Source organism: Rhizobium pisi, assembly GCF_003938655.1.
GTDB lineage: Bacteria > Pseudomonadota > Alphaproteobacteria > Rhizobiales > Rhizobiaceae > Rhizobium > Rhizobium pisi.
On record NZ_RJJT01000008.1, the window covers coordinates 101456 to 125278 of the forward strand.

At 62.2% G+C, this 23823-nt stretch carries 22 protein-coding genes; 14 read left to right on the forward strand and 8 right to left on the reverse strand.

Annotation, left to right across the window (positions count from 1 at the left end; translation table 11 throughout):
* Nucleotides 1-39: 39 nt before the first annotated feature.
* The 3 genes from treY to cueR all read left to right on the forward strand — a co-directional run bounded on the left by treY (nucleotide 40) and on the right by cueR (nucleotide 5695).
* On the forward strand, nucleotides 40-2649 hold the full coding sequence (gene treY / locus EFD55_RS12905; RefSeq protein ID WP_125845443.1) for a malto-oligosyltrehalose synthase: 2610 nt from the start codon (nucleotides 40-42) through the stop codon (nucleotides 2647-2649).
* 115 nt (nucleotides 2650-2764) lie between these two features.
* Nucleotides 2765-5296 (forward strand): heavy metal translocating P-type ATPase, encoded by a 2532-nt coding sequence (locus EFD55_RS12910; RefSeq protein WP_125845444.1) that lies wholly within the window; start codon nucleotides 2765-2767, stop codon nucleotides 5294-5296.
* Nucleotides 5297-5305: 9 nt separating this feature from the next.
* Nucleotides 5306-5695, forward strand: a complete 390-nt coding sequence (cueR, locus tag EFD55_RS12915) for a Cu(I)-responsive transcriptional regulator (RefSeq protein ID WP_125845445.1) — start codon at nucleotides 5306-5308, stop codon at nucleotides 5693-5695.
* Nucleotides 5696-5736: 41 nt separating this feature from the next.
* On the opposite strand, the gene EFD55_RS12920 is transcribed toward cueR, so the two are convergent.
* Nucleotides 5737-6045 carry a hypothetical protein gene (locus EFD55_RS12920; protein WP_125845446.1) on the reverse strand — a complete coding sequence of 103 codons (309 nt, stop codon included), beginning with the start codon at nucleotides 6043-6045 and terminating at the stop codon, nucleotides 5737-5739.
* A gap of 189 nt (nucleotides 6046-6234) precedes the next feature.
* Here EFD55_RS12920 and EFD55_RS12925 point away from each other — a divergent pair, with 189 nt between their 5' ends.
* Genes EFD55_RS12925 through EFD55_RS12935 form a run of 3 tightly spaced genes read left to right on the forward strand, consistent with a single transcriptional unit; the run spans nucleotide 6235 to nucleotide 8259 of the window.
* A complete protein-coding gene (locus tag EFD55_RS12925) occupies nucleotides 6235-6774 on the forward strand; it encodes a sigma-70 family RNA polymerase sigma factor (protein ID WP_125845447.1) in 540 nt (179 codons plus the stop codon).
* The gene (locus EFD55_RS12930; protein ID WP_125845448.1) at nucleotides 6761-7528 is read left to right on the forward strand and encodes an anti-sigma factor family protein; all 768 of its coding nucleotides are present in this window, start codon (nucleotides 6761-6763) and stop codon (nucleotides 7526-7528) included. Before EFD55_RS12925 ends, EFD55_RS12930 begins: the two co-directional genes overlap by 14 nt.
* 20 nt (nucleotides 7529-7548) lie before the next feature.
* Complete coding sequence (locus tag EFD55_RS12935; protein WP_125845449.1) at nucleotides 7549-8259, forward strand: Bax inhibitor-1/YccA family protein; 711 nt, start codon at nucleotides 7549-7551, stop codon at nucleotides 8257-8259.
* A gap of 122 nt (nucleotides 8260-8381) precedes the next feature.
* Here the strand turns inward: EFD55_RS12935 and EFD55_RS12940 are convergent, their stop codons facing one another.
* From EFD55_RS12940 to repA, 4 genes are all read right to left on the reverse strand, one after another.
* On the reverse strand, nucleotides 8382-9515 hold the full coding sequence (locus tag EFD55_RS12940) for an RHE_PE00001 family protein (protein WP_125845450.1): 1134 nt from the start codon (nucleotides 9513-9515) through the stop codon (nucleotides 8382-8384).
* Between the two features lie 183 nt (nucleotides 9516-9698).
* Complete coding sequence (repC, locus tag EFD55_RS12945) at nucleotides 9699-10913, reverse strand: plasmid replication protein RepC (RefSeq protein WP_125845451.1); 1215 nt, start codon at nucleotides 10911-10913, stop codon at nucleotides 9699-9701.
* Between the two features lie 154 nt (nucleotides 10914-11067).
* On the reverse strand, nucleotides 11068-12063 hold the full coding sequence (repB, locus tag EFD55_RS12950) for a plasmid partitioning protein RepB (RefSeq protein WP_125845452.1): 996 nt from the start codon (nucleotides 12061-12063) through the stop codon (nucleotides 11068-11070).
* Complete coding sequence (gene repA / locus EFD55_RS12955) at nucleotides 12060-13256, reverse strand: plasmid partitioning protein RepA (RefSeq protein WP_125845453.1); 1197 nt, start codon at nucleotides 13254-13256, stop codon at nucleotides 12060-12062. Before repA ends, repB begins: the two co-directional genes overlap by 4 nt.
* A gap of 201 nt (nucleotides 13257-13457) precedes the next feature.
* On the opposite strand from repA, the gene cobF reads away from it, so the two are divergent.
* The 5 genes from cobF (at nucleotide 13458) to EFD55_RS12980 (ending at nucleotide 17799) form a co-directional block, all read left to right on the forward strand.
* Nucleotides 13458-14222 (forward strand): precorrin-6A synthase (deacetylating), encoded by a 765-nt coding sequence (gene cobF / locus EFD55_RS12960; protein WP_125845454.1) that lies wholly within the window; start codon nucleotides 13458-13460, stop codon nucleotides 14220-14222.
* 73 nt (nucleotides 14223-14295) lie between these two features.
* Entirely contained in the window at nucleotides 14296-15678 is a 1383-nt protein-coding gene (gene cobG, locus EFD55_RS12965; RefSeq protein ID WP_125845455.1) for a precorrin-3B synthase, read from the forward strand.
* A 2-nt stretch (nucleotides 15679-15680) separates the two neighbouring features.
* A complete protein-coding gene (locus EFD55_RS12970) occupies nucleotides 15681-16313 on the forward strand; it encodes a precorrin-8X methylmutase (RefSeq protein ID WP_125845456.1) in 633 nt (210 codons plus the stop codon).
* A complete protein-coding gene (locus EFD55_RS12975; RefSeq protein WP_125845457.1) occupies nucleotides 16310-17038 on the forward strand; it encodes a precorrin-2 C(20)-methyltransferase in 729 nt (242 codons plus the stop codon). The genes EFD55_RS12970 and EFD55_RS12975 overlap by 4 nt, the downstream gene beginning before the upstream one ends.
* Nucleotides 17035-17799 (forward strand): precorrin-3B C(17)-methyltransferase, encoded by a 765-nt coding sequence (locus tag EFD55_RS12980; protein WP_125845458.1) that lies wholly within the window; start codon nucleotides 17035-17037, stop codon nucleotides 17797-17799. The genes EFD55_RS12975 and EFD55_RS12980 overlap by 4 nt, the downstream gene beginning before the upstream one ends.
* Here the strand turns inward: EFD55_RS12980 and EFD55_RS12985 are convergent.
* Nucleotides 17763-18527 (reverse strand): cobalt-precorrin-6A reductase, encoded by a 765-nt coding sequence (locus EFD55_RS12985; RefSeq protein ID WP_125845459.1) that lies wholly within the window; start codon nucleotides 18525-18527, stop codon nucleotides 17763-17765. The two genes, EFD55_RS12980 and EFD55_RS12985, sit on opposite strands and share 37 nt — an antisense overlap.
* Here EFD55_RS12985 and cbiE point away from each other — a divergent pair.
* Nucleotides 18526-19758, forward strand: a complete 1233-nt coding sequence (gene cbiE, locus EFD55_RS12990) for a precorrin-6y C5,15-methyltransferase (decarboxylating) subunit CbiE (RefSeq protein ID WP_125845460.1) — start codon at nucleotides 18526-18528, stop codon at nucleotides 19756-19758. The genes EFD55_RS12985 and cbiE overlap by 2 nt on opposite strands.
* Nucleotides 19759-19762: 4 nt before the next feature.
* Nucleotides 19763-20521, forward strand: a complete 759-nt coding sequence (gene cobM / locus EFD55_RS12995; protein ID WP_125845461.1) for a precorrin-4 C(11)-methyltransferase — start codon at nucleotides 19763-19765, stop codon at nucleotides 20519-20521.
* 69 nt (nucleotides 20522-20590) lie between these two features.
* Here the strand turns inward: cobM and EFD55_RS13000 are convergent, their stop codons facing one another.
* On the reverse strand, nucleotides 20591-21403 hold the full coding sequence (locus EFD55_RS13000; protein WP_125845462.1) for a TIM barrel protein: 813 nt from the start codon (nucleotides 21401-21403) through the stop codon (nucleotides 20591-20593).
* 161 nt (nucleotides 21404-21564) lie between these two features.
* Nucleotides 21565-22593, reverse strand: coding sequence for a LacI family DNA-binding transcriptional regulator (locus EFD55_RS13005; protein ID WP_125845463.1), 1029 nt, complete (start codon nucleotides 22591-22593; stop codon nucleotides 21565-21567).
* Nucleotides 22594-22726: 133 nt separating this feature from the next.
* On the opposite strand from EFD55_RS13005, the gene EFD55_RS13010 reads away from it, so the two are divergent.
* Nucleotides 22727-23815 carry a fatty acid desaturase family protein gene (locus EFD55_RS13010; protein ID WP_125845464.1) on the forward strand — a complete coding sequence of 363 codons (1089 nt, stop codon included), beginning with the start codon at nucleotides 22727-22729 and terminating at the stop codon, nucleotides 23813-23815.
* Nucleotides 23816-23823 lie beyond the last annotated feature (8 nt).

The window sequence follows — 23823 nt, forward strand, 5'->3', positions numbered from 1 at the left end:
AACCGTTGAGGAAAGTCTCCCTCCAACGTCAGACGGCCCATGACCCTTCCGACAGCGACCTACCGGATACAATTCCGCAACGGCATGACCTTCGATCGCGCCCGCGGCCTCCTCCCCTATCTCAAGACACTCGGCATCAGCCATCTCTACGCTTCGCCGATCTTCACCGCCGTCAATGGCTCGACCCACGGTTATGACGTCACCGATGCCAATGAAATCGACCCCGCGCTCGGCGGCCGGGCGGGATTTGAGCGTCTGACGGAAAGCCTTGCCTCGGCGGGCATGGGGTTGATCCTCGACATCGTCCCGAACCATATGGCCGCCTCGCCGGAGAACGGCTGGTGGCGCGACGTGCTGGCATTCGGCCGGCACAGCGCCTATGCACACCATTTCGACATCGACTGGAGCGAGCCGCTGACCCTGCCGCAGCTCGGCCAGGATTTCGATGGGGCGCTCGCGGCAGGCGAGTTGCGGATCACACTCGACGAAACGCATGGCAATTTTTCCTTCGGTTATTTCGAGACATTGTTGCCGCTGAACCCCAAGAGCTACGGGGCAATCGCAAACCGGCTCGACGATCCTGTTGCAACGAGAATGGCGGAAGCTGCGGCCGTGACATCAGGCGAGGACTTCCACCGCGCGATGCGCGACATCCTCTTCGAAGGCGGCGATCGGGTGGTCCTGCGGCAAAAGCTCGATGACATCTCCTCCGATCGCGATTTCCTCAGAAACCTGCATGAGGGACAGCATTGGCGGCTGACCCATTGGAAGGAGGCGGCGCAACGTCTGAGCTATCGCCGTTTTTTCGAGGTGACCGGCCTTGTCGGCACCCGCGTCGAAAATCCCGCCGTGTTCGACGATATGCACCGGCTGGTCATCGAGCTGGTGCATCATGGCAAGGTGCAGGGCCTGCGCATCGACCATGTCGATGGCCTCGCCGAACCCAAGGCCTATCTCGATATGCTGCGGGCGGCGGTCGGACCGGACACCTATATCGTCGTCGAAAAGATCCTCGGGGTCGGGGAGATCCTTCCGGACAGCTGGCCGGTCGCCGGCACCACGGGATATGAATTCATCGCCGCGCTGAGTGAGCTCTTCATTGACGGCGCCGGCCTGCGCATATTGGACGATGCCTATCGCAGCCTCGCCGGCGAAGCGGGTGATCTCGACGAGGGCCGGCGGATTGCCAAACGACTGATGGTGGAACGCAATTTCGCCGGCGAGACCGGCAGGCTGACGTCGATGGCGGCCGGCATCTTTCCCGAGGAAAAAAGAGACGAGATCGCCGGCGCATTTCGCGAATTGCTGATCGCCTTTCCCGTCTACCGCACCTATGGCGACGGCGGCCCGCTCTCATGGCAGGATAAGGCAGTGCTCGCTACAACCGCATCGCAAGCCATGGCGCGGCTCGATGAGCGGCGTGCGCTCGACCATGTGCTGAAGCTTCTCGAAGGCAAGATTGAAGGCGACGCTGCCCGCGAGTTCCGCATCCGCTTCCAGCAACTGAGCGGTCCGGTGATGGCAAAGGCGACGGAAGATACGCTGTTCTACCGCTATAACAGGCTGCTTGCCGCAAACGAGGTGGGCGGTGAGCCCGGCAGGGCGCCGGGCGGTCCCGAGGAATTTCATCGTCGCATGGCGGAGCGGGCGCGGCTGCAGCCCCATGGACTGTCGGCAAGCGCCACCCACGACACCAAACGCGGCGAGGATGGGCGCGCCAGGCTCTATGCGCTGAGCGAGGGCGCTGATGTTTTCGTGCAGGCGGTCGCGCGCTGGCGTGAGATGAACCGGCCCTGGCTGAAGGATCTGTCGGATGGTCCCGCCCCGGAGCCGAATGTCGAATGGATGCTCTATCAGGCGCTCGCCGGCGCCTGGCCGGAGGATTTCGACAGAGGGCGGACGGAAGAGCTTCGCGAACGCTTCACTGATTATGCGCGGAAGGCTGTGCGCGAGGCGAAACTGCGCAGCGACTGGACGGAACAGAATGCTGCTTATGAGGAAGCGGTCACGACCTATGCGGCGGCGCTGGTCTCGCCTGACAACGACGCCTTCCTCGAGGATTTCGAAAGGGTGCTGCAACCCTTCATCGCCACAGGTTACCTCAACAGTCTGTCGCAGACGCTCCTCAAGTTGACGGCGCCCGGCATTCCCGACATCTACCAGGGCGCGGAGGCTTTCGATTTCAGCCTCGTCGATCCCGACAACCGCCGGCCGGTCGATCATCAACGGCTGATGGCCTGGCTTTCTGAAGCCGGACCGATCGCGAAGCTGCAGGCGGCGGCATTGAAGCAGCGCATCGTCGCAATCGGCCTGCAACTGCGCCGGCGCCAGCCGGCCCTCTTTGCCAAAGGCGATTATCTGCCGCTGAAAGCGACGGGCAGCCGGCGCGATCATGTCCTCGCCTTTGCCCGGGTGCATCATGGTGATTTCACGCTCGTCGCCACGCCGCGGCTGATGTTCGGCTGGCTCGACCCCGGCGTGCTTTTTGCCGGCCCGGAATTCTGGGAGGATACCGCGATCGCCGTCCCCTCCCCTCTTCACGGGCTGAAGGCGGATCTGGTGACGGGAAAGACGATCGAGCCTGGGGGCAGCATCTCTGTAGCCGCCCTGCTCGGGAGCCAGCCGGTCGGATTAATCAGCCCGATCTGAGTGTCGGACTTCCCATGCGACTCAAAAATTCGACCTCGTCGAATTAGTGCTTGACCTTCCAGTTGCTGGAAGGTGGATAAGCTATCCAACTGCCCTTCGGGCACAGGAGATAGTCATGGATATCAAGCACGACCACGATCACGATCATCACAACCACGCCCCCGGCGACGATCATTGCCATTGCGGCCATGATCATCAGGAGAAGGCTGCCGATGCCGCAACTCGTGACCCTGTATGCGGCATGACCGTCGATCCGCAGGCCGGCAAGCCATCCCTCGATCATGCGGGCCGCACCTATCATTTCTGCTCTGAGGGCTGCCGGACGAAATTTGTGGCGGCGCCGCAGGATTATATCACCGCGAAGGACCCGGTCTGCGGCATGGCCGTCGATCGCTCGACGGCGAAACACTTTCTGAAATTCGAGGGTGAGAAGTTCTACTTCTGCTCCGCCGCCTGCAAAGCGAATTTCGAAGCCGATCCTGCGGCCTATCGCGACGGCAAGCGCCCGGCGGCAAAGCCCGCGCCGAAAGGCACACTCTATACCTGCCCGATGCACCCGGAGGTCGTCAGCGACCGTCCCGGTGACTGCCCGAAATGCGGCATGGCACTGGAGCCGATGGGCGTTCCTCCTGCCGATGAAGGCCCGAACCCGGAACTCGTCGATTTCAGCAGGCGGCTCTGGGTGAGCGCTCTCCTTGCCCTGCCGCTGCTCGCACTCGGCATGGGCCCGATGCTCGGCCTGCCGCTTCGGGAAGCGGTCGGCGAACCGTTGGCGACGTATCTCGAACTCCTTCTGGCAAGCCCTGTGGTGCTCTGGGCCGCCCTCCCCTTTTTCCGCCGCGCCTGGGCGTCTGTCGTCAATCGCAGTCCCAATATGTGGACCCTGATCGGCCTCGGTGTCGGCACCGCCTATATCTACAGCGCGGTCGCCACGCTTGCGCCCGGCATCTTCCCAATGAGCTTTCGCGGCCATGGCGCGGCCGTGCCCGTGTATTTCGAGGCGGCGGCTGTCATCGTTGCGCTCGTCTTCGTCGGCCAGGTCCTGGAATTGAAGGCGCGCGAGCGCACCGGCTCGGCAATCCGCGCCCTGCTCGATCTTGCGCCGAAGACGGCGCGGCGCATCGATGCCGATGGCAGCGAGAGCGACGTGCCGGTGGACGAGATCCAGACTGGCGATCGGCTGCGCGTGCGTCCTGGCGAACGGGTGCCGGTGGATGGCTCCGTCCTCGAGGGCCAGTCGACAATCGATGAATCGATGATATCAGGCGAGCCCCTGCCCATCGAGAAGTCGAAGGGCGATGGGCTGACAGGTGGCACGATCAACAAGAACGGCACCCTCGTCATGGCAGCCGAGAAGGTCGGCGCCGACACGGTTCTGTCTCGCATCGTCGACATGGTCGCCAAGGCGCAGCGCTCGCGTGCGCCGATTCAGGGTGTTGTCGACCGCGTATCCGCGTTCTTCGTGCCTGCCGTGGTGGTCGTCGCGATCCTTGCCTTCCTCGCCTGGGCCGCGATCGGACCGGAGCCGCGCATGGCAAATGCGCTGCTTGCCGCCGTCGCCGTCCTGATCATCGCCTGCCCCTGCGCACTCGGCCTTGCAACGCCGATGTCGATCATGATCGCGACGGGACGCGGCGCTCGGGAAGGCGTGCTGATCAAGGATGCCGAGGCGCTGGAACGCTTTTCCAAGGTCGATACGCTGATCGTCGACAAGACGGGCACGCTGACCGAGGGCAAGCCGAGGCTTACCGATGTCGTCGCGTTGGGCGGCATCGAGGAAAGCCGCCTGCTGTCGCTGGCGGCAAGCTTGGAGCGCGGTTCCGAACATCCGCTGGCCGAAGCGATCGTTTCCGGCGCCGAGGAACGTGGTGTTGCCTTCGTCGAGGTCACCGGCTTCGAGGCAAAGACCGGCAAGGGCGTCCAGGGCCTTGCCGGCGGCACGCAGGTGGTGCTCGGCAATGCGGCGATCCTCGCCGATCTCGGTATCGATCCAGCGGTACTTGCCGAGAAGACAGAAGCCTTGCGCGGCGACGGCAAGACGGTGATGTTCGTGGTGTTCGACGGCGCGCTTGCCGGCCTCGTTGCCGTCGCCGACCGGATCAAGCCGACGACGGCTGCCGCCATCAAGGCGCTGCATGAAAGCGGGCTGAAGATCATCATGGCAACGGGCGACAATGAACGCACGGCGCGGGCGGTGGCAAAAAGCCTCGGCATCGACGAGGTCCGCGCCGACGTGCTTCCGGAAGGCAAAAAGGCGCTGATCGATGAGCTGCGGGCAAGAGGCGCCATCATCGCCATGGCCGGCGACGGCGTCAATGACGCGCCTGCACTTGCCGCGGCCGATGTCGGCATCGCCATGGGCACCGGCGCCGACGTCGCGATGGAAAGCGCCGGCATTACCTTGGTGAAAGGCGACCTCAACGGCATCGTCAGGGCGCGGCGGCTGGCGGAGGCGACGATGCGCAATATCCGGCAGAATCTCGGCTTCGCCTTCGGCTATAATGCGCTCGGCGTGCCGGTCGCAGCCGGCGTACTCTACCCGGTCTTCGGGCTGCTGCTTTCGCCGATGATCGCGGCGGCAGCGATGAGCCTCTCGTCCGTCTCGGTAATTTCAAATGCACTGAGACTGCGTTTTGCAAAGCTGTAGGAGATGGCGATGAATATAGGCGAAGCATCGGGACGATCGGGCCTGCCTTCGAAGACCATCCGCTACTACGAGGATATCGGCCTCATCCGCCCCGAAAGGGGCGGGAATGGCTACCGCGACTATGCCGAGACCGACGTCCACAAGCTGCGCTTCCTGCAGCGTTCGCGCGGCCTCGGCTTTTCCGTCGAGGAATGCCGGCAATTGCTGGCGCTCTATGAGGATAAGGAGCGGGCGAGCGCCGACGTCCGGGATATCGCCCAGACCAAGCTTGCCGAGATCGACCGCAAGATCCGCGAGCTGACGGACCTGCGCCGGACGCTGGAACACCTGGTGCATGCCTGCCACGGCAACGACAGGCCGGACTGTCCGATCCTCGAAGAGCTTTCGGACGGCAGCTGATCATTTCAAAAGAGCAGGCGTCGCCTTTCAGACGACCTTCATCAGGACAGCTGCGGCATATTCTGGTTCGCCGCCTGCGAGGATTGAGCCCGCTCGTCGGGCTCCTCGTCTTCGCCATCATCCAGCACACCGTCATCCAGCCGATGCTTGATCGCCAGTGCATAGATCACGTCGAGAATATTGCGGTCCCTGAGATGAGGATCGGTCAGGGCGAGAAGCGAGGCCCGGACAATCTTTTTGCTGGTGGCTTTCGGACAACGCGCCTTGACGAAATCGTATAGCGCCTGATCCGTCAGTCCTTCCATGGCGCCGTCCACGAGAGCTTCGTAGACCCGCTTCTTTTCCTTCATGCTTTATTTTCCCCTGCAAATCAGCGGCGCCATGATCTGTCATGCAATTGTCATAAACAATCGCCGATTTACGGCGCCTGTCCACTGAAGAAGAATGCTGATGACGATCCGGGCAGCATTTTTTTCGCCTCATCGACTTTTTTGCCCTCAGCCGGGAATAAAATCCGCCGCACGCGCGTATACTCAGTCATGGAACGCAAAGAACGCCCCTTCGACGTCATCGGACAGCTTGCAGCGCTGAGGCGCTATGCTCGCTCGCTGGTGCGCAATTCGGACGAGGCGGAGGATCTGGTGCATGATGCACTGGTGCGCGCCTATGAGAAGCGGAAGAGCTTCCGCAGCGGCGGCAACCTGCGCACCTGGCTTCTTTCCATTATGCACAACGCCCATATCGACCGTCTTCGGCGGAACCGGTCACTGACGCGCCGGCACGACGAGGCGGCGGTCGAGGCCGAGCAGTCCCTGCCGGCCGGTCAGGAACATGCCGTGCGCCTGCAGCAGGTGCGCGACGCCTTCTTCGATCTGCCGGAGGAACAGCGCGAGGCGCTGCATCTCGTGGCGATCGAGGATCTTTCCTACCAGGAAGCCGCCAATGCTCTCGGCATTCCTGTGGGGACGCTGATGTCGCGCATCTCGCGTGCCCGCGCCCAGCTGCGCGAATTTGAGGAGACGATGCCGCGCGTTTCGCATCTGAGATTGATCGGAGGAAACAGCAATGAAGGCAATTGATCCGATCATCGACACCGATCTCGACGCCTATGTGGATGGCGAGCTCGATGTCGCCCGCCGCATCCAAGTGGAATCCTATCTTTCCGAGCATCCGGCGATTGCCGCCAAGGTCATGGCCGATCTCAGCATGAAGGGCGAGCTGCGTCTGGCGCTCGCCGGTGAAAGCGCTTTCGGCCGTCCCGAAACGCGCGATGCCGCTCGCCGGCTGGAACGTGGCCTTTCCTACGGCCGCATCTTCCATTCCATGCAGCGCATCGCCGCAATCGGCATTCTGATCGCCGCCGGCTGGGTGGCGCACAATTCTTTCGGCGCCTTCTCGGCGACGGAGGTCGCGGCTTCCGTTCCGGCGCCCGCCTATGTCGAGGATGCCGTGCGCGCCTATCAGACCGCGGCGCTGCGCCAATCAATGCCTTCGCAGACATCAACCATCTACAACGCTGACGATATTCGCGCCGCCACCGCCATCGTGATGCCCGAGCTGCCGAAGGACTGGAAGGTCGCCGATGTGCAGATCTTCCCTTCCGAATTCGGCCCCAGTGTCGAGATGGCGATCGAGGAAACAAATGGAAAGCGGCTTTCGCTTTTCGCCGTCCGGCCGGGCGCCTTCGAGGTCCAGCCGGTCAGCCATCTCGCACTCGAAAAAACGGAAGCTGCCTATTGGCAGATCGGCGAGGTCGCCTATGCGCTGATCGCCGACGATAGGGGCGTCAATCTCGACCAGGCGGCCGAACGGCTCGCCCGCTCGCTTTACTAGTTCAAACCGAGGAGATAAGTATGAACCCGATCAATCCCCGCTACGGCGCTGTCGCCGGCTCCCAGGCCCTCTTCGACGAGGGCCTGCGCCAGCACATGCTGCGCGTCTACAATTATATGGCCCTTGGCCTCGTCATAACAGGCATCGTTGCCTTCATCGTCGGCTCGACGCCGGCGCTCTACGTGCCGATCTTCAACTCGCCGCTGAAATGGGTGGTGATGCTGGCGCCGCTCGCCTTCGTCTTCTTCTTCTCGTTTCGCATCCAGACGATGTCCGCCAGCACCGCGCAGATCACCTTCTGGGCCTTCTGCGCCGTGATGGGTCTGTCGCTCGCCTCTGTCTTCCTGGTCTTCACCAAGACGAGCATCGCACAGACCTTTTTCATCACCGCGACGATGTTCGGCGCCATCAGCCTCTACGGCTATGCGACGAAGCGTGATCTCTCGAAGATGGGCTCGTTCCTGATGATGGGCCTTTTCGGCATCATCATCGCCGGCATCGTCAACATCTTCCTGGGTTCGAGCGCGCTGCAGTTCGCCATCTCCGTGATCGGCATCGTCGTCTTCGTCGGCCTCACCGCCTACGACACGCAGAACATCAAGGAACAGTATTCGGAAAACTACGATCAGGAATCGAACCAGAAGCTCGCCGTCTTCGGTGCACTTTCGCTCTACCTGAACTTCGTCAACATCTTCCAGCTTCTGCTCAACTTCACGGGCGAGCGGGAATAGAGACTGCGCTTCTGGGGGCAATGGAAGCGCAAGAGCGCCTGGTCTGCAGTCTGTGACAGGATGGCGGACTGGGTGCTCACCTAAAACGAAAACGGCCGGGTCAACGCCCGGCCGTTTTCGTTTCAGATGATGCCCCAGGCGCGATAGCGGCCACGGCCGGTGATCTCTCGGATGCCGATCTCGTTAACGAGGTTCAGCGCGCCGCGCGGGGTGATGCGCAGATGACGGGCGATCATCGCCGCTGAGACCATCGGCCGCGACAGGATGAAATCGGCAAGCTCCGGGAGACTGCTGTTCGAACGGCGGCCGCGAAAGCGCAGCTCCATTTGCGTGCGCGCTAGCGACAACCGGTCGATTTCCTTGAGGCCGGCCACCGCACCCAGATGCATCGCCTCCAGAAAGGCTTGCAGCCGTGTCGCCCGATCGCGCGCGCGGCGGCGCTCGTGGCGCACCAGCTTCAGCCCGCCATAAAAGGAAAAGAGATGTGAGGCGACCTTGCCGCGGGCGCGCAGATGGCTTGCGACCAGAAGCCCCCCGAGCCAGTGCTGACGCCGCAACGGCTCGATCCTTTCCCAGGCTTCGAAGAGGATGGCTGCTCCGAGAACCGGCGGCAGGCTATCGGCCAATGGCTGCACGCTTCGCCACTCTGCAAGCCGTTGTTCCTCGTCCCATTCGTCATCCCCGAGCAAACCAAGAGGATCTTCATTGCGAATCGCCGGAGCAACGGCGACTGCCTCGCCTGCCGATGTTTTCCCCGTATGGATATCGAGCAGCTTTTGCGAGCGGGCAAGAAGCGCATCGATCTCCGCCATCTCGGCTGCGAGCGGCCCGCCCTCATCGTCGCTCTCCTCGTCGGCGTCGACCGGAACTGGGAGGCTCTTTCCTTCCTGCGCTTTCCCCTCCCCTTCCCCAAGCGTTGCGGTCAAGGTCGCAAGCCCTGACACGCCGAGTGCCCAGGGGGGGTCACCGGTCCAGATGCGCCGGCGTGCCCGCAGCACGGAATGAGCGATCGTCAGCTCATGACTGGGAGCGCGACTATCCATATGCGCATCGTGCAAAACGAGATCCTCGACATGCACGAGTTCGCCTGCCACCCAGAGCGCGCCGGCGGCATCGAAGAAATGGCTGCGTTCGGCAAATCCCTCACCGACCACCGAGCGCAACACCCGCTCGTCCAACCGCGCCATCGCATCCTCCGCCGCAGCAAGGGATGGAAGCAGGGTCTGAAGCATCGCACCGTCGATATCGTAGCGCATTGTTAAGCTTTACGGTTTTTCACAAATGGAAGTCAAACGCGAGTTTCCTTCCGCCATGTATGACATGGTTAACAGCGTAATTCAAGAAAACTGCGAGGAAGGGAGAGCCGTCAAGATGGCTGATCGCCCGGCCACCTATCCTTCTACCCGCCGCAACTGGCGCGGAGCTTTTTCCCTCTCTGTTCATCCGGTTTTCCTCGCCGCCGGACCGTTTGCCCGCATCAGCGCCATCAGCATCGGCCCGAGCGAGAACTCGCCGCGCTCCGCCCGCCGCGACAGGTCGCGCAGGTAGCCGCCAGCCGAGTTGATATGTCCACCTCTCTCCAGGATGCAGGCGATCACCGTGGCGGCATTTTCAGGCCCCATGATATCGCAGGCCTCCTGATAGGCACTGGGACTGACGCCAAGGGTGGAACGAACGATCACGGCTGCGGCCATCAGATCCCGCCAACTGCCGATTCCGCCACCCGGCCCGTAAGCGATAATCTCCGGGCAGGCCTGCAGCACCATGGCAAGAGGGAAGGATTTCGGCGGCTCCCGCCACGGCTGCGGTTCTTCCTCCGATTTTGCGCCCTGCTTCGGTTCGAAGCCTGGTTCAAGATCAGATATGGGGTGTGGGTTTGAATTATGTATGTGCCGACCGTTTTGGCTGTCATTGGCGTCTGTTTTTTCTGTTTTCGTCTTCAATTCCAGCGTCTTGACGATCATCTCGCGGAATGCCTCGAGATCGCCTAGCAGGCTTTCCATCTCGGCGGCGGACGGACGGCGTGGCAGGCTTGCCGAAAGCAGATTGAAATGCTTCTGCATCTCGATCCATTCGCCGGCAATTTCCTCTTCCAGTGCGATCTCGATCAGCTTGACTATGTCACGTCGGCAAAGCGTCAACCGCTCTCTCAGGCGCTTCCATTCAAGCCTGTCGGCCATCACCTGAGCCGCTTGCGCTTCGATCTCGCGGGCACGCACCAGGAGCGGCGCGATGCTGAAGCCGAAGGCCTCTCCCAATCCGCCCTCGCCGTTCCGGCGGGCAAACCGTTTTCCGTTCGGGCTATCCCTGCGGATGATCAGGCCGGCCTCCACGAGCATCGCCAGGTTCCGCCGCAGCGTCGTGCCGGCCATACCGTGCGTGCGCAGCGAAAGCTGCTCGTTTGAGGGAAAGACGACGAAGCCGTTGGCCTCGGCAATCTCGTTCTTCGGATAGAAGGTCAAGAGCGCATTGAGAACAGCCAGAGCACGATCGGATACGCCGACCATGTCCTTTGCTTCGCAGAGCGCGCGAAAGATTTTCCACTTGTCGACCGATGCATCCGGATCGACCTTGCTGGCGCTTTCCTGACTTGCCAGCATGCCAAGCGTCATCGATCGCCGCCCAAAGGGCGTCGATACATATTGAGGCTCCATGTCCCTCACCTTTTTTCAAGGCAAAAGAAACCTACCACCCAAAAGGATGCCGAAGACGCTTGACAGTGATTCGAGGAAGTGCGATTCTCAGATTGTCCAGATATGAGAAAGGCTTCCGCGGCGGCAACGTTCGGAGGCTTTTTTCTTTTGCGGCCTACTCTCCTGCTTGCAACTTGCCGGCCCGATAGGCTTCGTAAAGCTCGTCGAGACGGCGTGAAACGTAAGCGCCGAAATCCGGCGCATCGCCTGTTTTCAACGCGATCGTGAAGGAATTGCCGGCGCTCTTGATTCGGCCGGCAATCTTGCCGCCGCTCTTCGGCCTCCAGTCATATTCCGTGGCTTCGGGCTTTGCCTCTTTCCTTGTGAGCTCGGCTACCAGAAGCTCGAAACGGCGGTCGCTCTCTTCCGTCAGGAAACCTTCCGAGGCGACGAGCTTTGCAAGCCGCGTCGCCGTCATCCCATTCCAGTTCTGGGCAAGCGCCATCCATTTGCGTCGCCCGATGCCGGGTGCGGCTCCGACCGACCTCACGATATCGACCGGTATGGCCTTCGCGACGGATATCAGCTTCGACAGCTCCGTCTTGTCGGTCGACAGCGCCCTCATGATGACAGGACGCTCAAAACCCTTGAGCTCGAGATTGAGGGCAAAGACAGCACGCTCGATATAGGAAAGGTTCCGACGCGCCGAATTCTCGATGCCCTGCGCGATGACGACATCGGTATCGTCAAGCTTACGGACGATCGCCTGCACCTTGCGCCCAAGCAGCTTGATGGCCTGCAGGCGGCGATGACCATAGGCGATCTGGTAGCGGTTCTCATCATCGGGATGGCGCCGGACGAGGACCGGCACTTCCTGGCCATTCTCGGCAATCGACTGCACCAGCTCGTCTTCCATATCGAGCGGCCGGTCGGCAAGGCGGTCGCGGACGAAAGAGGAATCGATCAGATCGGGATCGAGCTCGACGATCCGTTCGCCTGACAGCAGGGCCTCCTGCATCGCCCTGCTCTCTTCTTCCATCCGGCCGAGGGTCAGCGCCATCGTCCGGACCGGACCAGCCGATCCGCGCGAAGACGTCTCCTCGTAGTTGGCCGCGGCCAACTCCTGCGCCGTATCGTCGAAAAGACCTTTCAGGCGATCGCGTCTGCTCATGTGCGGCCCCAGGCTTTGTGAATGCCGGCGAGAACCTCGCTGTTGGCGGCGGTGACCGATTCCAGCGCCCGGTCATAGGTCGAGCGGCGCACCTGCCCCTTCTCGATTTCGTAGAGCGTCTGCTTGGTCAGGCCGGCATCGGCGATCGCCGTCGATTTGAGAATGGTCGCCGTCAGCACGTCATCGCTGAACAGGCTGCGCAGCAGCGCAACGATTTGCGACTGCGGCGCGTCGAAGGGTTCGTGGCGGGTGACGATGTATTTGATGAAGTCATGCTGCAGATCGCCGCCGGCCTTGCGCACGACGGAGAGCAGATCCGAGGTCATCAGCAGGAACTGCGACATGGAGGCGACATCGACCATCTGCGGATGAATGGTGATCAGCAGCGATGTTGCGGCACAGACAGCGCCGAGCGTGAGGTACCCAAGCTGCGGAGGGCAGTCGATCACCACGACGTCGTAATCGGCCTCAACCTCGGCAATGGCGACGCCGACGCGGCGGAAGAACAGCTCGGCCGGCTTCTGGCGATCATTGAGCGCCCGCGGCGTTTCATGCTCGAACTCCATCAGTTCGAGATTGCCCGGCACCAGATCGAGCCCGTCGAAATAGGTCTTGCGAACGATCTCTTTCAGCGGCTTGCGACCGGCATCATAGCGGATAGCGCCATAGAGCGTATCGCCATCGGAAAGATCGAATTCAGGCTGGACGCCCAGCATGGAGGAAAGCGAAGCCTGCGGATCGAGATCAATGGCAAGCACACGATAACCTTCCAGCGCCAGGTACTGGGCCAGATAAAGCGTCGTCGTCGTCTTGGCGGAGCCGCCTTTGAAATTGGTGACGGCAACCGTCTGCAGCTTCTCGCCGGGGCGGCGCCATGGCAGATAAGAAAGCGCATCCTTCGGCTTCAGCTTGGCCATATAATGGCGCAATTCATTGATCTGGCCGAGCGTATAGGAACGCCGGCCATTCTGGGAAAGCTCCGGCTGTGGGCCCTTGCCATCCAGCGACAGCTGGCGGAGATATCCGTCGGAAACGCCGATCATCTGAGCGGCCTCGCCGGAGGAAAATGTGCGCAGCGTCTTCTGCGAAAGCGGCGGAAACAGCTTGTCGCGGAGGAGCTTCAACTGCCGCGAAAGCTGGTTCGCATGCCGCTCGATCCGTACATCTGTCGTCGATACGCTAATGTTGTCCAAAACACCCAATCCTTTTCGATGCGCTTTTCTGTCAACATAGCGTCAAAAAGCGTATCGAAAATGACACGATTCGGGATTTGCAGCAACAATGGGCCCTGGAGGTGCTTCCGGCCCGGTTGGCCGCGGCCAACTGCCCGTCCTCACCCTTGCAGCGACGCGGCTTTTTCGGCAAGACCGCCAGGAATCACGGGGAGTATCGGCTTGAAGCACATCCTTATCATCGGCATCGGCACGGGCAACCCGGAGCACCTCACCATACAGGCGATCAACGCGATGAATGCGGCAGACGTCATCTTCCTGCCGGTCAAAGGCCCGGGCAAGGAAGAGCTTGCCGAGGTCAGGCGAGAGATCTGCGAACGTTATGTCACGCGGCCGGGCATCAGGCTCTCTGAATTCCAAGTGCCGCAAAGACAAACGGCCGAGCGGACTTATACGCAAAGCGTCGACGCCTGGCACGGCGAGATCGCGCATATCTACGGAGAGCTAGTCGCCAGTCTCCCGGATGACGGCAGCGGCGCCTTTCTCGTCTGGGGCGATCCCAGTCTCTACGATAGCACGATCCGCATCATCGAACGCGTGCAGCGGGAAGGCCGCCTGGATTTCGACTATCGCGTCATTCCCGGCATCACCAGCATTCAGGCCCTGGCTGCCAGCCACAAGATCCCGGTCAATCTGGTCGGCAAACCAATCGAGATCACTACCGGGCGCAGGCTGGCGCGGGACGGGCTTCTGACCGACAGCACGATCGTCATGCTCGACGGCGAACAGGCTTTTGCCAAGATCGACGATCCGGATGCGGAGATCTTCTGGGGCGCCTATCTCGGCACCGAGGATGAGATGGTCAGATCAGGACGGCTTGGTGATGTCGCCGCCGACATTGTGACGTTGAGGGCCGAGGCCAGGCAACGGCATGGCTGGATCATGGACATTTATCTCTTGCGCAAGGGACGGGATTTCGAGGAATAGCCGGTCCGAACCACTTCCATCATGCTTTGCCGCGCCGGGCATGATCATGTAAGAAATGGTCAGAGGATTGAGAATGAGCGTTAAGACCGCTGAGGCGAGCGACAGAACAAGCGAGGCGGATACGCACGGTCGCCCGGCGGTGGAGATGCGCAGGCGCGGCGCCTGCCCCGCCCTTGCCGCACCCATGCCAACCGGCGATGGCTTGCTGGTGCGGCTGCGACCGGCCGGTGGCGCGTTGACGTTGCCGCAATTCGCAGATCTTGCTCGCTCCGCCGCAGCGCATGGCAACGGCATTCTTGAGATCACCGCGCGCGGCAATCTGCAGATCCGCGGGCTGCGGTCCGAAACCGTAGGGCAGCTCGCTGCCGATATCGAGGCCGCCGGAATCGTTGTGCCGGACGGGCCGGCGATCGAGATATCGCCACTGCACGGCATCGATCCGGAAGAGTTGAGCGATCCGTCCGCAATGGAAATGACATTGCGCCGCACGCTCCACCATCTCATCGCCTCGCCGCGGCTCGCGCCGAAACTTTCGCTCCTCATCGACGGCGGTGGAGCCTTCGGCTTGTCGGCACTTTCCGCCGATATCCGTGTCGTCGCACAATTCGACGCAAATTGGCTTGTCTCGATCAATGGCGACGGTGAAACCGCAACGCCGGTCGCAGTCGGTCCTGCGGAGGTGGCGATATCCGCCGTCGGCGAAATTCTGAGCCTGTTGGCAGCCCTCGGGCAGGGCAGGCGGACACGCGATATCGATCCGGCGCTTCTGCGGGCGCATTTTCCTGCAATGAATGGCATTCAGTTCACTCCGTCCCGCACGACAGGGATGCCGCTTTCCGGCTTGCACCGGCTGGCGGACGGCAAAACCGTGCTCGGCTTCAGGCCCGAGTTCGGACAGATGAGGGTGCCCAATCTCACCGCTCTGCTCGATCTTGCAGAGATTCATGGCACAACAGCCATCCGACTTGCGCCCGGTCGCGGTTTCTTTCTCATTGGGCTTCCGGCAGATACAGTGCCGGCTATGCAGATCGCCGCAGCCAGACTTGGCTTCAGTGCGCAACCCGGCGAAGACAGCGAGCACATCGCCGCCTGCGCAGGCGCCGGCGCCTGCGGCTCAGCCTTCTACGAGACGAGAACTCTGGCGCGCCGCCTCATTGCCGCAGCGCCCGCCCTCTTTGACGGTTCGTTGACGCTGCATCTCTCCGGCTGCGCCAAGGGCTGCGCGCATGCGCGGCCCGCGCTGACCCTGACGGGCTCGGCTGAGGGTTACGACCTCATCCTCAACGGGCTTGCGGCGGATCATCCCGACGAACGGATCGCTGGCGGTCGGATCGATTTCGCTATAGAGAGGCTCGCCCGAGCCATCGAAGACAACAGAGATGCTGGCGAATCGACCGCCGCCTGCCTTACACGGCTTGGCACAACCGGCGTTTCGAAGGCGCTGCGACAGGAATAGGAATGCCAGACTACGATTATATCCGCAGCGGCGACGCGATCTACGAGCGTTCCTTTGCGATCATCCGCGCCGAGGCCGATCTTTCGCGCTTTACCGAAGATCAAGCCGAAATTGCCGTGCGCATGATCCATGCCTGCGGGCTGGTCGAGGCAGCAGAGCATTTCCTGTTCTCGGCCGATTTCGTCCGTGCGGCGCGTGACGCCCTGAAGAGCGGCGCACCGATCTTCTGTGACGCGGAGATGGTATCCCAGGGCGTTACCCGGGCGCGGCTGCCGGCACTGAACGAGGTGATCTGCACGTTGCGCGATCCCGCGACGCCCGAGCTCGCGCGTGAGACCGGCAACACACGTTCGGCCGCAGCCATGCATCTCTGGCTCGATCGGCTCGGCGGAAGCATCGTCGCGATCGGCAATGCACCGACCGCGCTCTTCCATCTTCTCGAACTCCTGCGCGACGGCGCCCCGAAACCGGCGGCGATCCTCGGCATGCCTGTTGGTTTCGTCGGCGCGGCGGAATCGAAGGATGCATTGGCGGAGAATTCCTATGGCGTACCCTTTGCCATCGTGCGCGGCCGGCTCGGCGGCAGCGCCATGACGGCTGCGGCCGTCAATGCATTGGCGAGGCCGGGCCTATGACGACCGGTCGTCTCATCGGCGTCGGCACGGGTCCCGGCGACCCGGAGCTACTGACCCTAAAAGCCGTGCGCGCCATCGAAGGCGCTGACGTGATCGCTTATTTCGCCAAGCAGGGCAGGGGCGGCAACGGCAAGGCAATCGTCGAACCGCTGCTGAAGTCCGGAGTGATGCTGCTGCCGCTCTATTATCCGGTGACGACAGAGATCGACAAGAACGACGAACGCTACCAGAGCCTGATCACCCAATTCTATGATCAGTCTGCCAAGTCTGTCACCGAACATCTCGATGCCGGATTGACCGTCGCCGTTCTCAGCGAAGGCGATCCGCTCTTCTATGGCTCCTACATGCACCTGCATGTCAGGCTTTCCCAGCGCTACCCCACCGAAGTGATCCCCGGCATCAGCGCCATGTCGGGCTGCTGGTCGCTGGCTGGCATGCCGATCGTCCAGGGCGACGACGTGCTTTCCGTACTGCCCGGTACGATGGCGGAAATCGAGCTGACGCGCCGTCTTGCCGATACGCAAGCCGCCGTCATTATGAAGGTCGGCCGCAACCTGCCGAAGATCCGCCGGGCGCTGGCGGCGGCCGGCCGACTTGCGGAAGCCGTCTATGTCGAGCGCGGCACCATGGCGAATGCGGCAATGGAAAAGCTTGCCGACAGGAGCGATGGCGATGCGCCGTATTTCTCCCTGGTGCTGGTGCCGGGCTGGGAGGACAGGCGATGAGCGGCAGGCTTTTCGTGATCGGCACCGGTCCCGGCAATCCCGAGCAGATGACGCCGGAAGCCCTGGCGGCCGTCGACGCGGCGACGGATTTCTTCGGTTACGGCCCTTATCTCGACAGGCTGCAACTCCGCCACGATCAACTGCGGCACGCCTCGGACAATCGCGAAGAGCTCGGAAGGGCAGGGGCAGCCCTTGCCATGGCCGCTGATGGCGCCAAGGTCTGCGTTGTCTCCGGTGGCGATCCCGGCATCTTCGCCATGGCGGCAGCCGTCTGCGAGGCGATCGAGAACGGCCCGGCTGCGTGGCGCTCGGTCGATCTCACCATCCTGCCCGGCATCACGGCGATGCTGGCCGTGGCGGCAAGAGCAGGCGCCCCGCTTGGCCACGATTTCTGCGCCATGTCGCTGTCTGACAACCTAAAGCCTTGGGATATAATCGAAAAACGCCTCGAACTGGCTGCAAAAGCAGGCTTCGTGATTGCGCTTTATAATCCGATCAGCCGGGCACGACCATGGCAACTCGGCGAGGCCTTCAAGCTGTTGCGCGACCATCTGCCGGCTGCAACGCCAGTTATTTTCGGGCGTGCGGCGGGGAGGCCCGACGAGCGCATCGCTGTGCAGCCTCTTTCGCAAGCGGATGCGTCGATTGCCGATATGGCAACCTGCATTATCATCGGCTCAGCCGAAACGCGGATCGTCGTACGGCCCGGCAAGCTTGATTTGGTCTACACGCCGCGGTTCATGGCAGGGGGAAACAGGTGATCGATCACCGCCAGTGCCGCCTCTGTTGTCTCGACCGCCGTGACCATGGGCGCCGGTGCGCGCACGACCATCATCACCTCGATACCGAGCAGGCGGGCGGCCTCAATTTTCGCATAGGTAGCGGCGCCACCGCTGTTCTTGGCAATAATGACGTCGATGTGGTGCTGCTTCAGCAAAGCGCATTCGCTCTCCAGCGAGAACGGACCACGATCAAGGATGTATGCGACATTCGCAAGCGGCGGTTCGACGGGATCGACGCTGCGGATGAGATAATGATGTTGCGGCGCCGCTTCCGCATGATGCGCGCCCTGCCGGCCGGTCGCGAGAAAGACATGGCGGGGGGAGGGGCCGAGCGCATCGATGGCAGCCGGAATGCTTTGCACGTCTCGCCAGCGATCGCCCGGCAGACGTTGCCATTCTGGACGGCGCAGAGCGATCGCAGCGATACCGGTGGTCTCGGCGGCAAAGGCGGCATTGGCCGAAATTCGCTCGGCGAAGGGATGCGTGGCGTCGATCAGCAACCCATACCCGCCGGTTTTGAGGAAATCAGCCAGCGGCAAAGCACCGCCGAAACCACCGACGCGAATCGGAACAGGCTGCACGGCCGGTTTTTCGGTGCGCCCGGCGAGCGACAGCAGAACATCGCAATCACCACGCGCCGCAAGCGCCTCGGCCAGCAGGCGCGCCTCGCCGGTGCCGCCGAGGATCAGGATGCGGGGTCTTCCCATGTCTGATGTTTCTCCTGTATCCGGCGAGCGCTGGCTGACTATTATCGGCATCGGCGAAGATGGTCCAGAAGGGCTGGGCGAGGAGGCGAGGCGGTTGATTGCATCGGCACCCGCCGTCTTCGGCGGAGCGCGGCATCACGCGCTCGCTGCGTCGCTGATATCGGGCGAGAGGCTTTCCTGGCAAAGCCCATTCGAGCGCTCGGTCGAAGCAGTCCTGGAGAGGCGCGGCACGCCCGTTGTCGTGCTCGCTTCCGGTGATCCCTTCCTTTACGGTGTCGGCGCAACGCTCTCCCGCGATGTGGCGGCGGAGGAGATGCGCACCATTCCCGCGCCTTCGGCCTTCAGCCTTGCCGCATCCCGCCTCGGCTGGCCGCTGCAGGAGGTCACGACGATCTCTCTGCATGGACGGCCGATGGATCTCATCCGACCGCATCTGCACCCCGGCCGGCGGATCATTGCGCTGACCTCGGACGAGAAGGGGCCGGGCGAGTTGGCAGCCCTGCTTGCCGGCACCGGATTCGATCAGTCGAAGCTTACCGTGCTCGAGGCGCTCGGCGGCGCTCGGGAACGGCGAAGAAGTGCCGTCGCGGCAAATTTCGATCTCGAGGACATCGATCCCCTAAACGTCTGTGCAATCGATATCGCGGCAGGGGAGGGGGCCCGTATTCAGCCTTTCACCGCCGGGCTCGAAGACGACCTGTTCGAGCATGACGGACAGATCACCAAACGCGAAATCCGGGCGATGACGCTTTCGGCGCTCGCGCCGCGCCACGGAGAACTGCTCTGGGATATCGGCGCGGGCGCGGGCTCGATCGGCATCGAATGGATGTTGGCCGATTCCAGCCTGAAGACAATCGCCATCGAGCAGTCGCCAGAACGGGCCGCGCGGATCGCTCGCAATGCATCGGCCTTCGGCGTGCCGCATCTCGCCATCGTCGAGGGTTCAGCGCCCGATGTACTGAAAGGCCTGCCGGAACCGGATGTGATCTTCCTCGGTGGCGGCGGCAGCGAAGCGGGTGTTATCGACGCTGCGATTGCCGCGCTGAAGCGGGGAGGGCGGCTCGTTGCCAACGCCGTGACACTGGAGATGGAAGCAATGCTGCTCGGCGAATATGCAAAACACGGCGGCTTCCTCACGCGCATCGAAATATCGCGCGCACAGCCCGTCGGCGGCATGAGCGGCTGGCGGCCGGCCATGCCAGTGACGCAGTGGCGCTGGACGAAAGGATGACGAGATGACCGTACATTTCATCGGCGCAGGGCCAGGTGCTGCGGATCTGATTACCGTGCGCGGCCGCGATCTCATCGCCCAGTGCCCGGTCTGTCTCTATGCCGGCTCGATCGTCTCGCCCGAACTGCTGCAATATTGCCCGCCGGGCGCGCGCATCGTCGATACCGCACCGATGTCACTCGACGAGATCGAGGCGGAATATCTGCAGGCCGATGCAGCCGGCCAGGATGTCGCCCGGCTGCATTCCGGCGATCTTTCCGTCTGGAGTGCCGTGGCCGAGCAGGTACGCCGTCTTCAGAAACACGGCATCGCCTACACGATGACGCCGGGCGTTCCGGCCTTTGCCGCCGCAGCCTCGGCCCTCGGGCGCGAGCTGACGATCCCCGCGGTAGCGCAGAGCCTGGTTCTGACCCGCGTTTCCGGCCGTGCTTCGCCGATGCCGAACGACGAGACGCTCGCCAAATTCGGCGCGACGGGCGCCACGCTGGCGATCCATCTGGCGATCCATGCGCTGAAGCAAGTGGTCGAGGAACTGACGCCGCTTTATGGCGCCGACTGCCCCGTCGCGATCGTCGTCAAGGCCTCCTGGCCGGACGAGCGCGTCCTGCACGCCACGCTTGCCGATATCGAGGCAAAGGTTGCGGCCGAGCCGATCGAGCGCACGGCAATCATCTTCGTCGGCCCCTCGCTCGCGGCCAATGACTTCCGCGAGAGCTCGCTCTACGATCCGGCCTACCAACGCCGGTTCAGAGGCAGGAAGTAACATCCGATAATTGGCCACGGCGGGTGGCCAATTATGGCGACAATCATTGGGCGGCGCTCTGCCCGGTTCTCAAACCCGCGCTGACAGGTAATCCATGCTGGTACGAAGCGCACCGGCCGGGTCCCTGACCGCATGCACTTCCGCTGCAAAGGGTTCGAAGGAGAACGGACCCTTATAACCCGCCTGCAGCAGCGCCCTGATCTGCCCGGCATTGTCGAGCCGGTCATCGCCATCCACGAGCACGCGATGGGAATCGCGCATATCGGAAACGGAGACGGAAGGATCGCTGACGCCGGAGATATGCACGAGGCCGGCCAGCTCAGGGAAGGTCGCTGCTTCGCCGGCAAGGTGGTGATGGAAGGTGTCGTGAACGAGCTTGAAGGTCGATTGCGCGCCAAGCTCTCTGATTGCCTCGGCCGCCTCGGTCTTCGAGCGCAGCGAGCAGATTTCGAAACCGAGCGGCTCGACGAGACCAATGATGCCGGCTTCATCGAGCATTGGCTTCAGTGCCGACAGCGCCTGGCGCAGATTAGCCTGCCGTTCCCCATCGGCGCAGCCGGTGCCATCGTTCTTCGGAACGAGGACGAGCGCCTTGGCGCCAGACGCGCTGGCATAGTCGATCAGTTCCTGCGCTTCTCGTGCGCGGGTTTCATTCCATTCGTTGAAGCGCTGCAAAGCGTTGATCGAAATGATTGTCAGGCCGTGACGAGCGGCGGCATCCTTGATCGCTTCCGGCCTGGTGCCGTCGACAATCGCATTACCGGAAAGGTCGTTGCGGATCTCGACGGCGTCGATGCCGAGCGACTTTGCCAGTTTGAAGAAATCATCGATAGCAAGCGACGGAGCGGCCATATGGTTGAGCGCAAAGCGGATCGAAGTCATGACGGAAATATCCTCCTCGTCTCCGCGCCACGGCGGAGCGGTTCCTCGTGAATGGGCGAGCGAATCTCTATCCGAATTCACCCGGCAAACCATCCGTCATTGCCGGAGGCCGCTTTCATTGCTGAGAGATTTTCAATCGAAATGATGGAATTCATTCATTCTCAGATGTTCTCGGAGATATAGATATCGAATGGCAGGAAGGACTGACCGGGAACGGCAGCCTCACCATGCTCGATCGCACCGACCATCAGCGACAAAAGCTCCTTGCAGAGAGCGGGCAGCGGAGTAGCGACCACCATGGTGACGATATCGTCGGCAAGGCCGGCCTTGCTCTCCGGCGTCAGCTCGTTGACCACGAGCACGATCCGACCGGCGACACCCTCTTCGCGGAAGGCGGAAATCGCCCCCTCCATGCCGCCGCCGCAGACATAGAGGCCGACGAGATCGGAATGTTTCTGCAGAAGCGTCAGCGTTGCCTCATGGGTGATTTCGGCAGTCTCGAGGTTGATCAGCGTATCGACGACATCGAATTCCGGGGCGTTCTCGCGAAAATAGGAGCGAAAGCCGATCTCCCGCAGCTCATGGCCGTGGAAGCGGTGGCTGCCGACGAAACACGCGACCTTGCCGGGCTTCTTCGCCGTCCGCGCGATCGTCCATGCGGCGGTGCGTCCGGCCTTGCGGTTGTTGACGCCGACATAGGCGTCACGCACCCCTGTGGCGAGATCGGAAAGCAGCGAGAAGACAGGGATGCCGCGTTCCTTCAGCTCCTCGACTGCGGTCGTCACCGCCGGATAATCGGGACCGACGACAGCGACGGCCTGGTTGCGGGCGCCGAGTGCCTTGATCTTTTCGTTGATGGCGGCAGGCGTCGTCGCCGAGGGGTACTCGATCTGGATCTGGAGACGGGCTGTGGTGACAGCGCGCGCCGCCGCTTCGATTTCGCGGGCAAAGGTCTGGTAGAAGGATTGGGTTGGTTTCTGCAGCAGGAAGGCAAGCCTGTATTGCGGCAGATCCTCAAAGACCCGCTGCCTGATGAGGCCGACGGCATGATAGCCGATCGCCTGCGCCGCATCATAGACCCGTCGCGCCGTCTCCTCCCGCACGCGATGGCGAGCATTGAGAACGCGGTCGACGGTGGCAACGCTGACGCCGGAGGCACGGGCGAGATCGGATATGGTGGGGCGGCGCATGGATGTTCCTGATGGATTCAATCATTGATGCAAGCCAATAATGATGGCTTTTGATAGATTATATCAAGCCTGCATTGAGCGCCTTTCAAAGTCAACCTATCCTCCTCGGCAACAGCATAGCGGGAGGCGGATGATGGCGATCCAGACAAAGAAACGTGACTACGACCTGCTCGGCGAAAGCGGTCGCACCGCCGTCGAGACGGGGCTGGCGGCAGCCGAATGGTATCACACCGACATTCCGCGCAAGGAAATGAAGGCACTGATGCAGCGCTCCGATGGGCCGGCAATCCGGGACACGATCATCTGGCTCGGCAGCATGGCAATCCTTGCCGGGCTCGGCATCTATTTCTGGGGTTCTTGGATCGCGATACCCTTCTTCCTCGCCTATGGCGTGCTCTACGGCTCAGCCTCCGACAGCCGCTGGCACGAATGCGGTCACGGCACCGCCTTCAAGACGCGCTGGATGAACGATGTCGTCTATCAGATCGCCTGCTTCATGATCATGCGCAATCCGGTGACCTGGCGCTGGAGCCATGCCCGCCACCACACCGATACCGTCATCGTCGGTCGCGATCCCGAGATCGCCGTCATGCGGCCGCCGGATCTCTTCCGGCTGATCCTCAACTTCTTCGGCATCCTCGACGCCTGGCATGCGGTCATCGACATGCTGCGCAATGCCTTCGGCGGCGTCAGCGCGGCGGAAAAGACGTTCATCCCGGAGATGGAGCAGCCTAAGGCGATCCGTTTCGCCCGTATCTGGCTGGCGATCTATGTTGTCACTATCACAACCGCCATCGCCATGGGCTCGATCCTGCCGCTGGTGCTGATTGGCCTGCCGCGCCTCTACGGCGCCTGGCACCATGTACTCACCGGGCTGTTGCAGCATGGCGGCCTTGCCGACAACGTCATCGATCACCGGCTGAACAGCCGCACGGTCTACATGAACCCCATCAGCCGCTTCATCTACTGGAACATGAATTACCACGTCGAACACCACATGTTTCCGATGGTGCCCTACCACGCACTGCCCAGGCTGCACGCGATGATCAAGCACGATCTGCCGGCGCCGAATCCGTCGATCTGGTCCGGCTATCGCGAGATGATCCCTGCCTTCCTGCGCCAGCTGCGCAACGAGGATTATTTCCTAAAGCGCGAACTGCCGGCAACCGCGCGGCCCTATCGCGGGGAATTTCACAACGAACTGGCCCCGGCGGCACAATAATCACGATC

Bases quoted from the DNA above. Each gene is read 5' to 3' on its own strand.
- EFD55_RS12975 (WP_125845457.1), top strand. From the start codon at position 16,310: ATGACGACCGGTCGTCTCATCGGCGTCGGCACGGGTCCCGGCGACCCG.
- EFD55_RS12970 (WP_125845456.1), top strand. From the start codon at position 15,681: ATGCCAGACTACGATTATATCCGCAGCGGCGACGCGATCTACGAGCGT.
- treY (WP_125845443.1), top strand. From the start codon at position 40: ATGACCCTTCCGACAGCGACCTACCGGATACAATTCCGCAACGGCATG.
- EFD55_RS12935 (WP_125845449.1), top strand. From the start codon at position 7,549: ATGAACCCGATCAATCCCCGCTACGGCGCTGTCGCCGGCTCCCAGGCC.
- EFD55_RS13010 (WP_125845464.1), top strand. From the start codon at position 22,727: ATGGCGATCCAGACAAAGAAACGTGACTACGACCTGCTCGGCGAAAGC.
- EFD55_RS12920 (WP_125845446.1), bottom strand. From the start codon at position 6,045: ATGAAGGAAAAGAAGCGGGTCTACGAAGCTCTCGTGGACGGCGCCATG.
- cobG (WP_125845455.1), top strand. From the start codon at position 14,296: ATGAGCGTTAAGACCGCTGAGGCGAGCGACAGAACAAGCGAGGCGGAT.
- cobM (WP_125845461.1), top strand. From the start codon at position 19,763: ATGACCGTACATTTCATCGGCGCAGGGCCAGGTGCTGCGGATCTGATT.
- EFD55_RS12940 (WP_125845450.1), bottom strand. From the start codon at position 9,515: ATGCGCTACGATATCGACGGTGCGATGCTTCAGACCCTGCTTCCATCC.
- repB (WP_125845452.1), bottom strand. From the start codon at position 12,063: ATGAGCAGACGCGATCGCCTGAAAGGTCTTTTCGACGATACGGCGCAG.
- EFD55_RS12930 (WP_125845448.1), top strand. From the start codon at position 6,761: ATGAAGGCAATTGATCCGATCATCGACACCGATCTCGACGCCTATGTG.
- EFD55_RS12985 (WP_125845459.1), bottom strand. From the start codon at position 18,527: ATGGGAAGACCCCGCATCCTGATCCTCGGCGGCACCGGCGAGGCGCGC.
- cueR (WP_125845445.1), top strand. From the start codon at position 5,306: ATGAATATAGGCGAAGCATCGGGACGATCGGGCCTGCCTTCGAAGACC.
- EFD55_RS12925 (WP_125845447.1), top strand. From the start codon at position 6,235: ATGGAACGCAAAGAACGCCCCTTCGACGTCATCGGACAGCTTGCAGCG.
- cbiE (WP_125845460.1), top strand. From the start codon at position 18,526: ATGTCTGATGTTTCTCCTGTATCCGGCGAGCGCTGGCTGACTATTATC.
- EFD55_RS12980 (WP_125845458.1), top strand. From the start codon at position 17,035: ATGAGCGGCAGGCTTTTCGTGATCGGCACCGGTCCCGGCAATCCCGAG.
- EFD55_RS12910 (WP_125845444.1), top strand. From the start codon at position 2,765: ATGGATATCAAGCACGACCACGATCACGATCATCACAACCACGCCCCC.
- EFD55_RS13000 (WP_125845462.1), bottom strand. From the start codon at position 21,403: ATGACTTCGATCCGCTTTGCGCTCAACCATATGGCCGCTCCGTCGCTT.
- EFD55_RS13005 (WP_125845463.1), bottom strand. From the start codon at position 22,593: ATGCGCCGCCCCACCATATCCGATCTCGCCCGTGCCTCCGGCGTCAGC.
- repC (WP_125845451.1), bottom strand. From the start codon at position 10,913: ATGGAGCCTCAATATGTATCGACGCCCTTTGGGCGGCGATCGATGACG.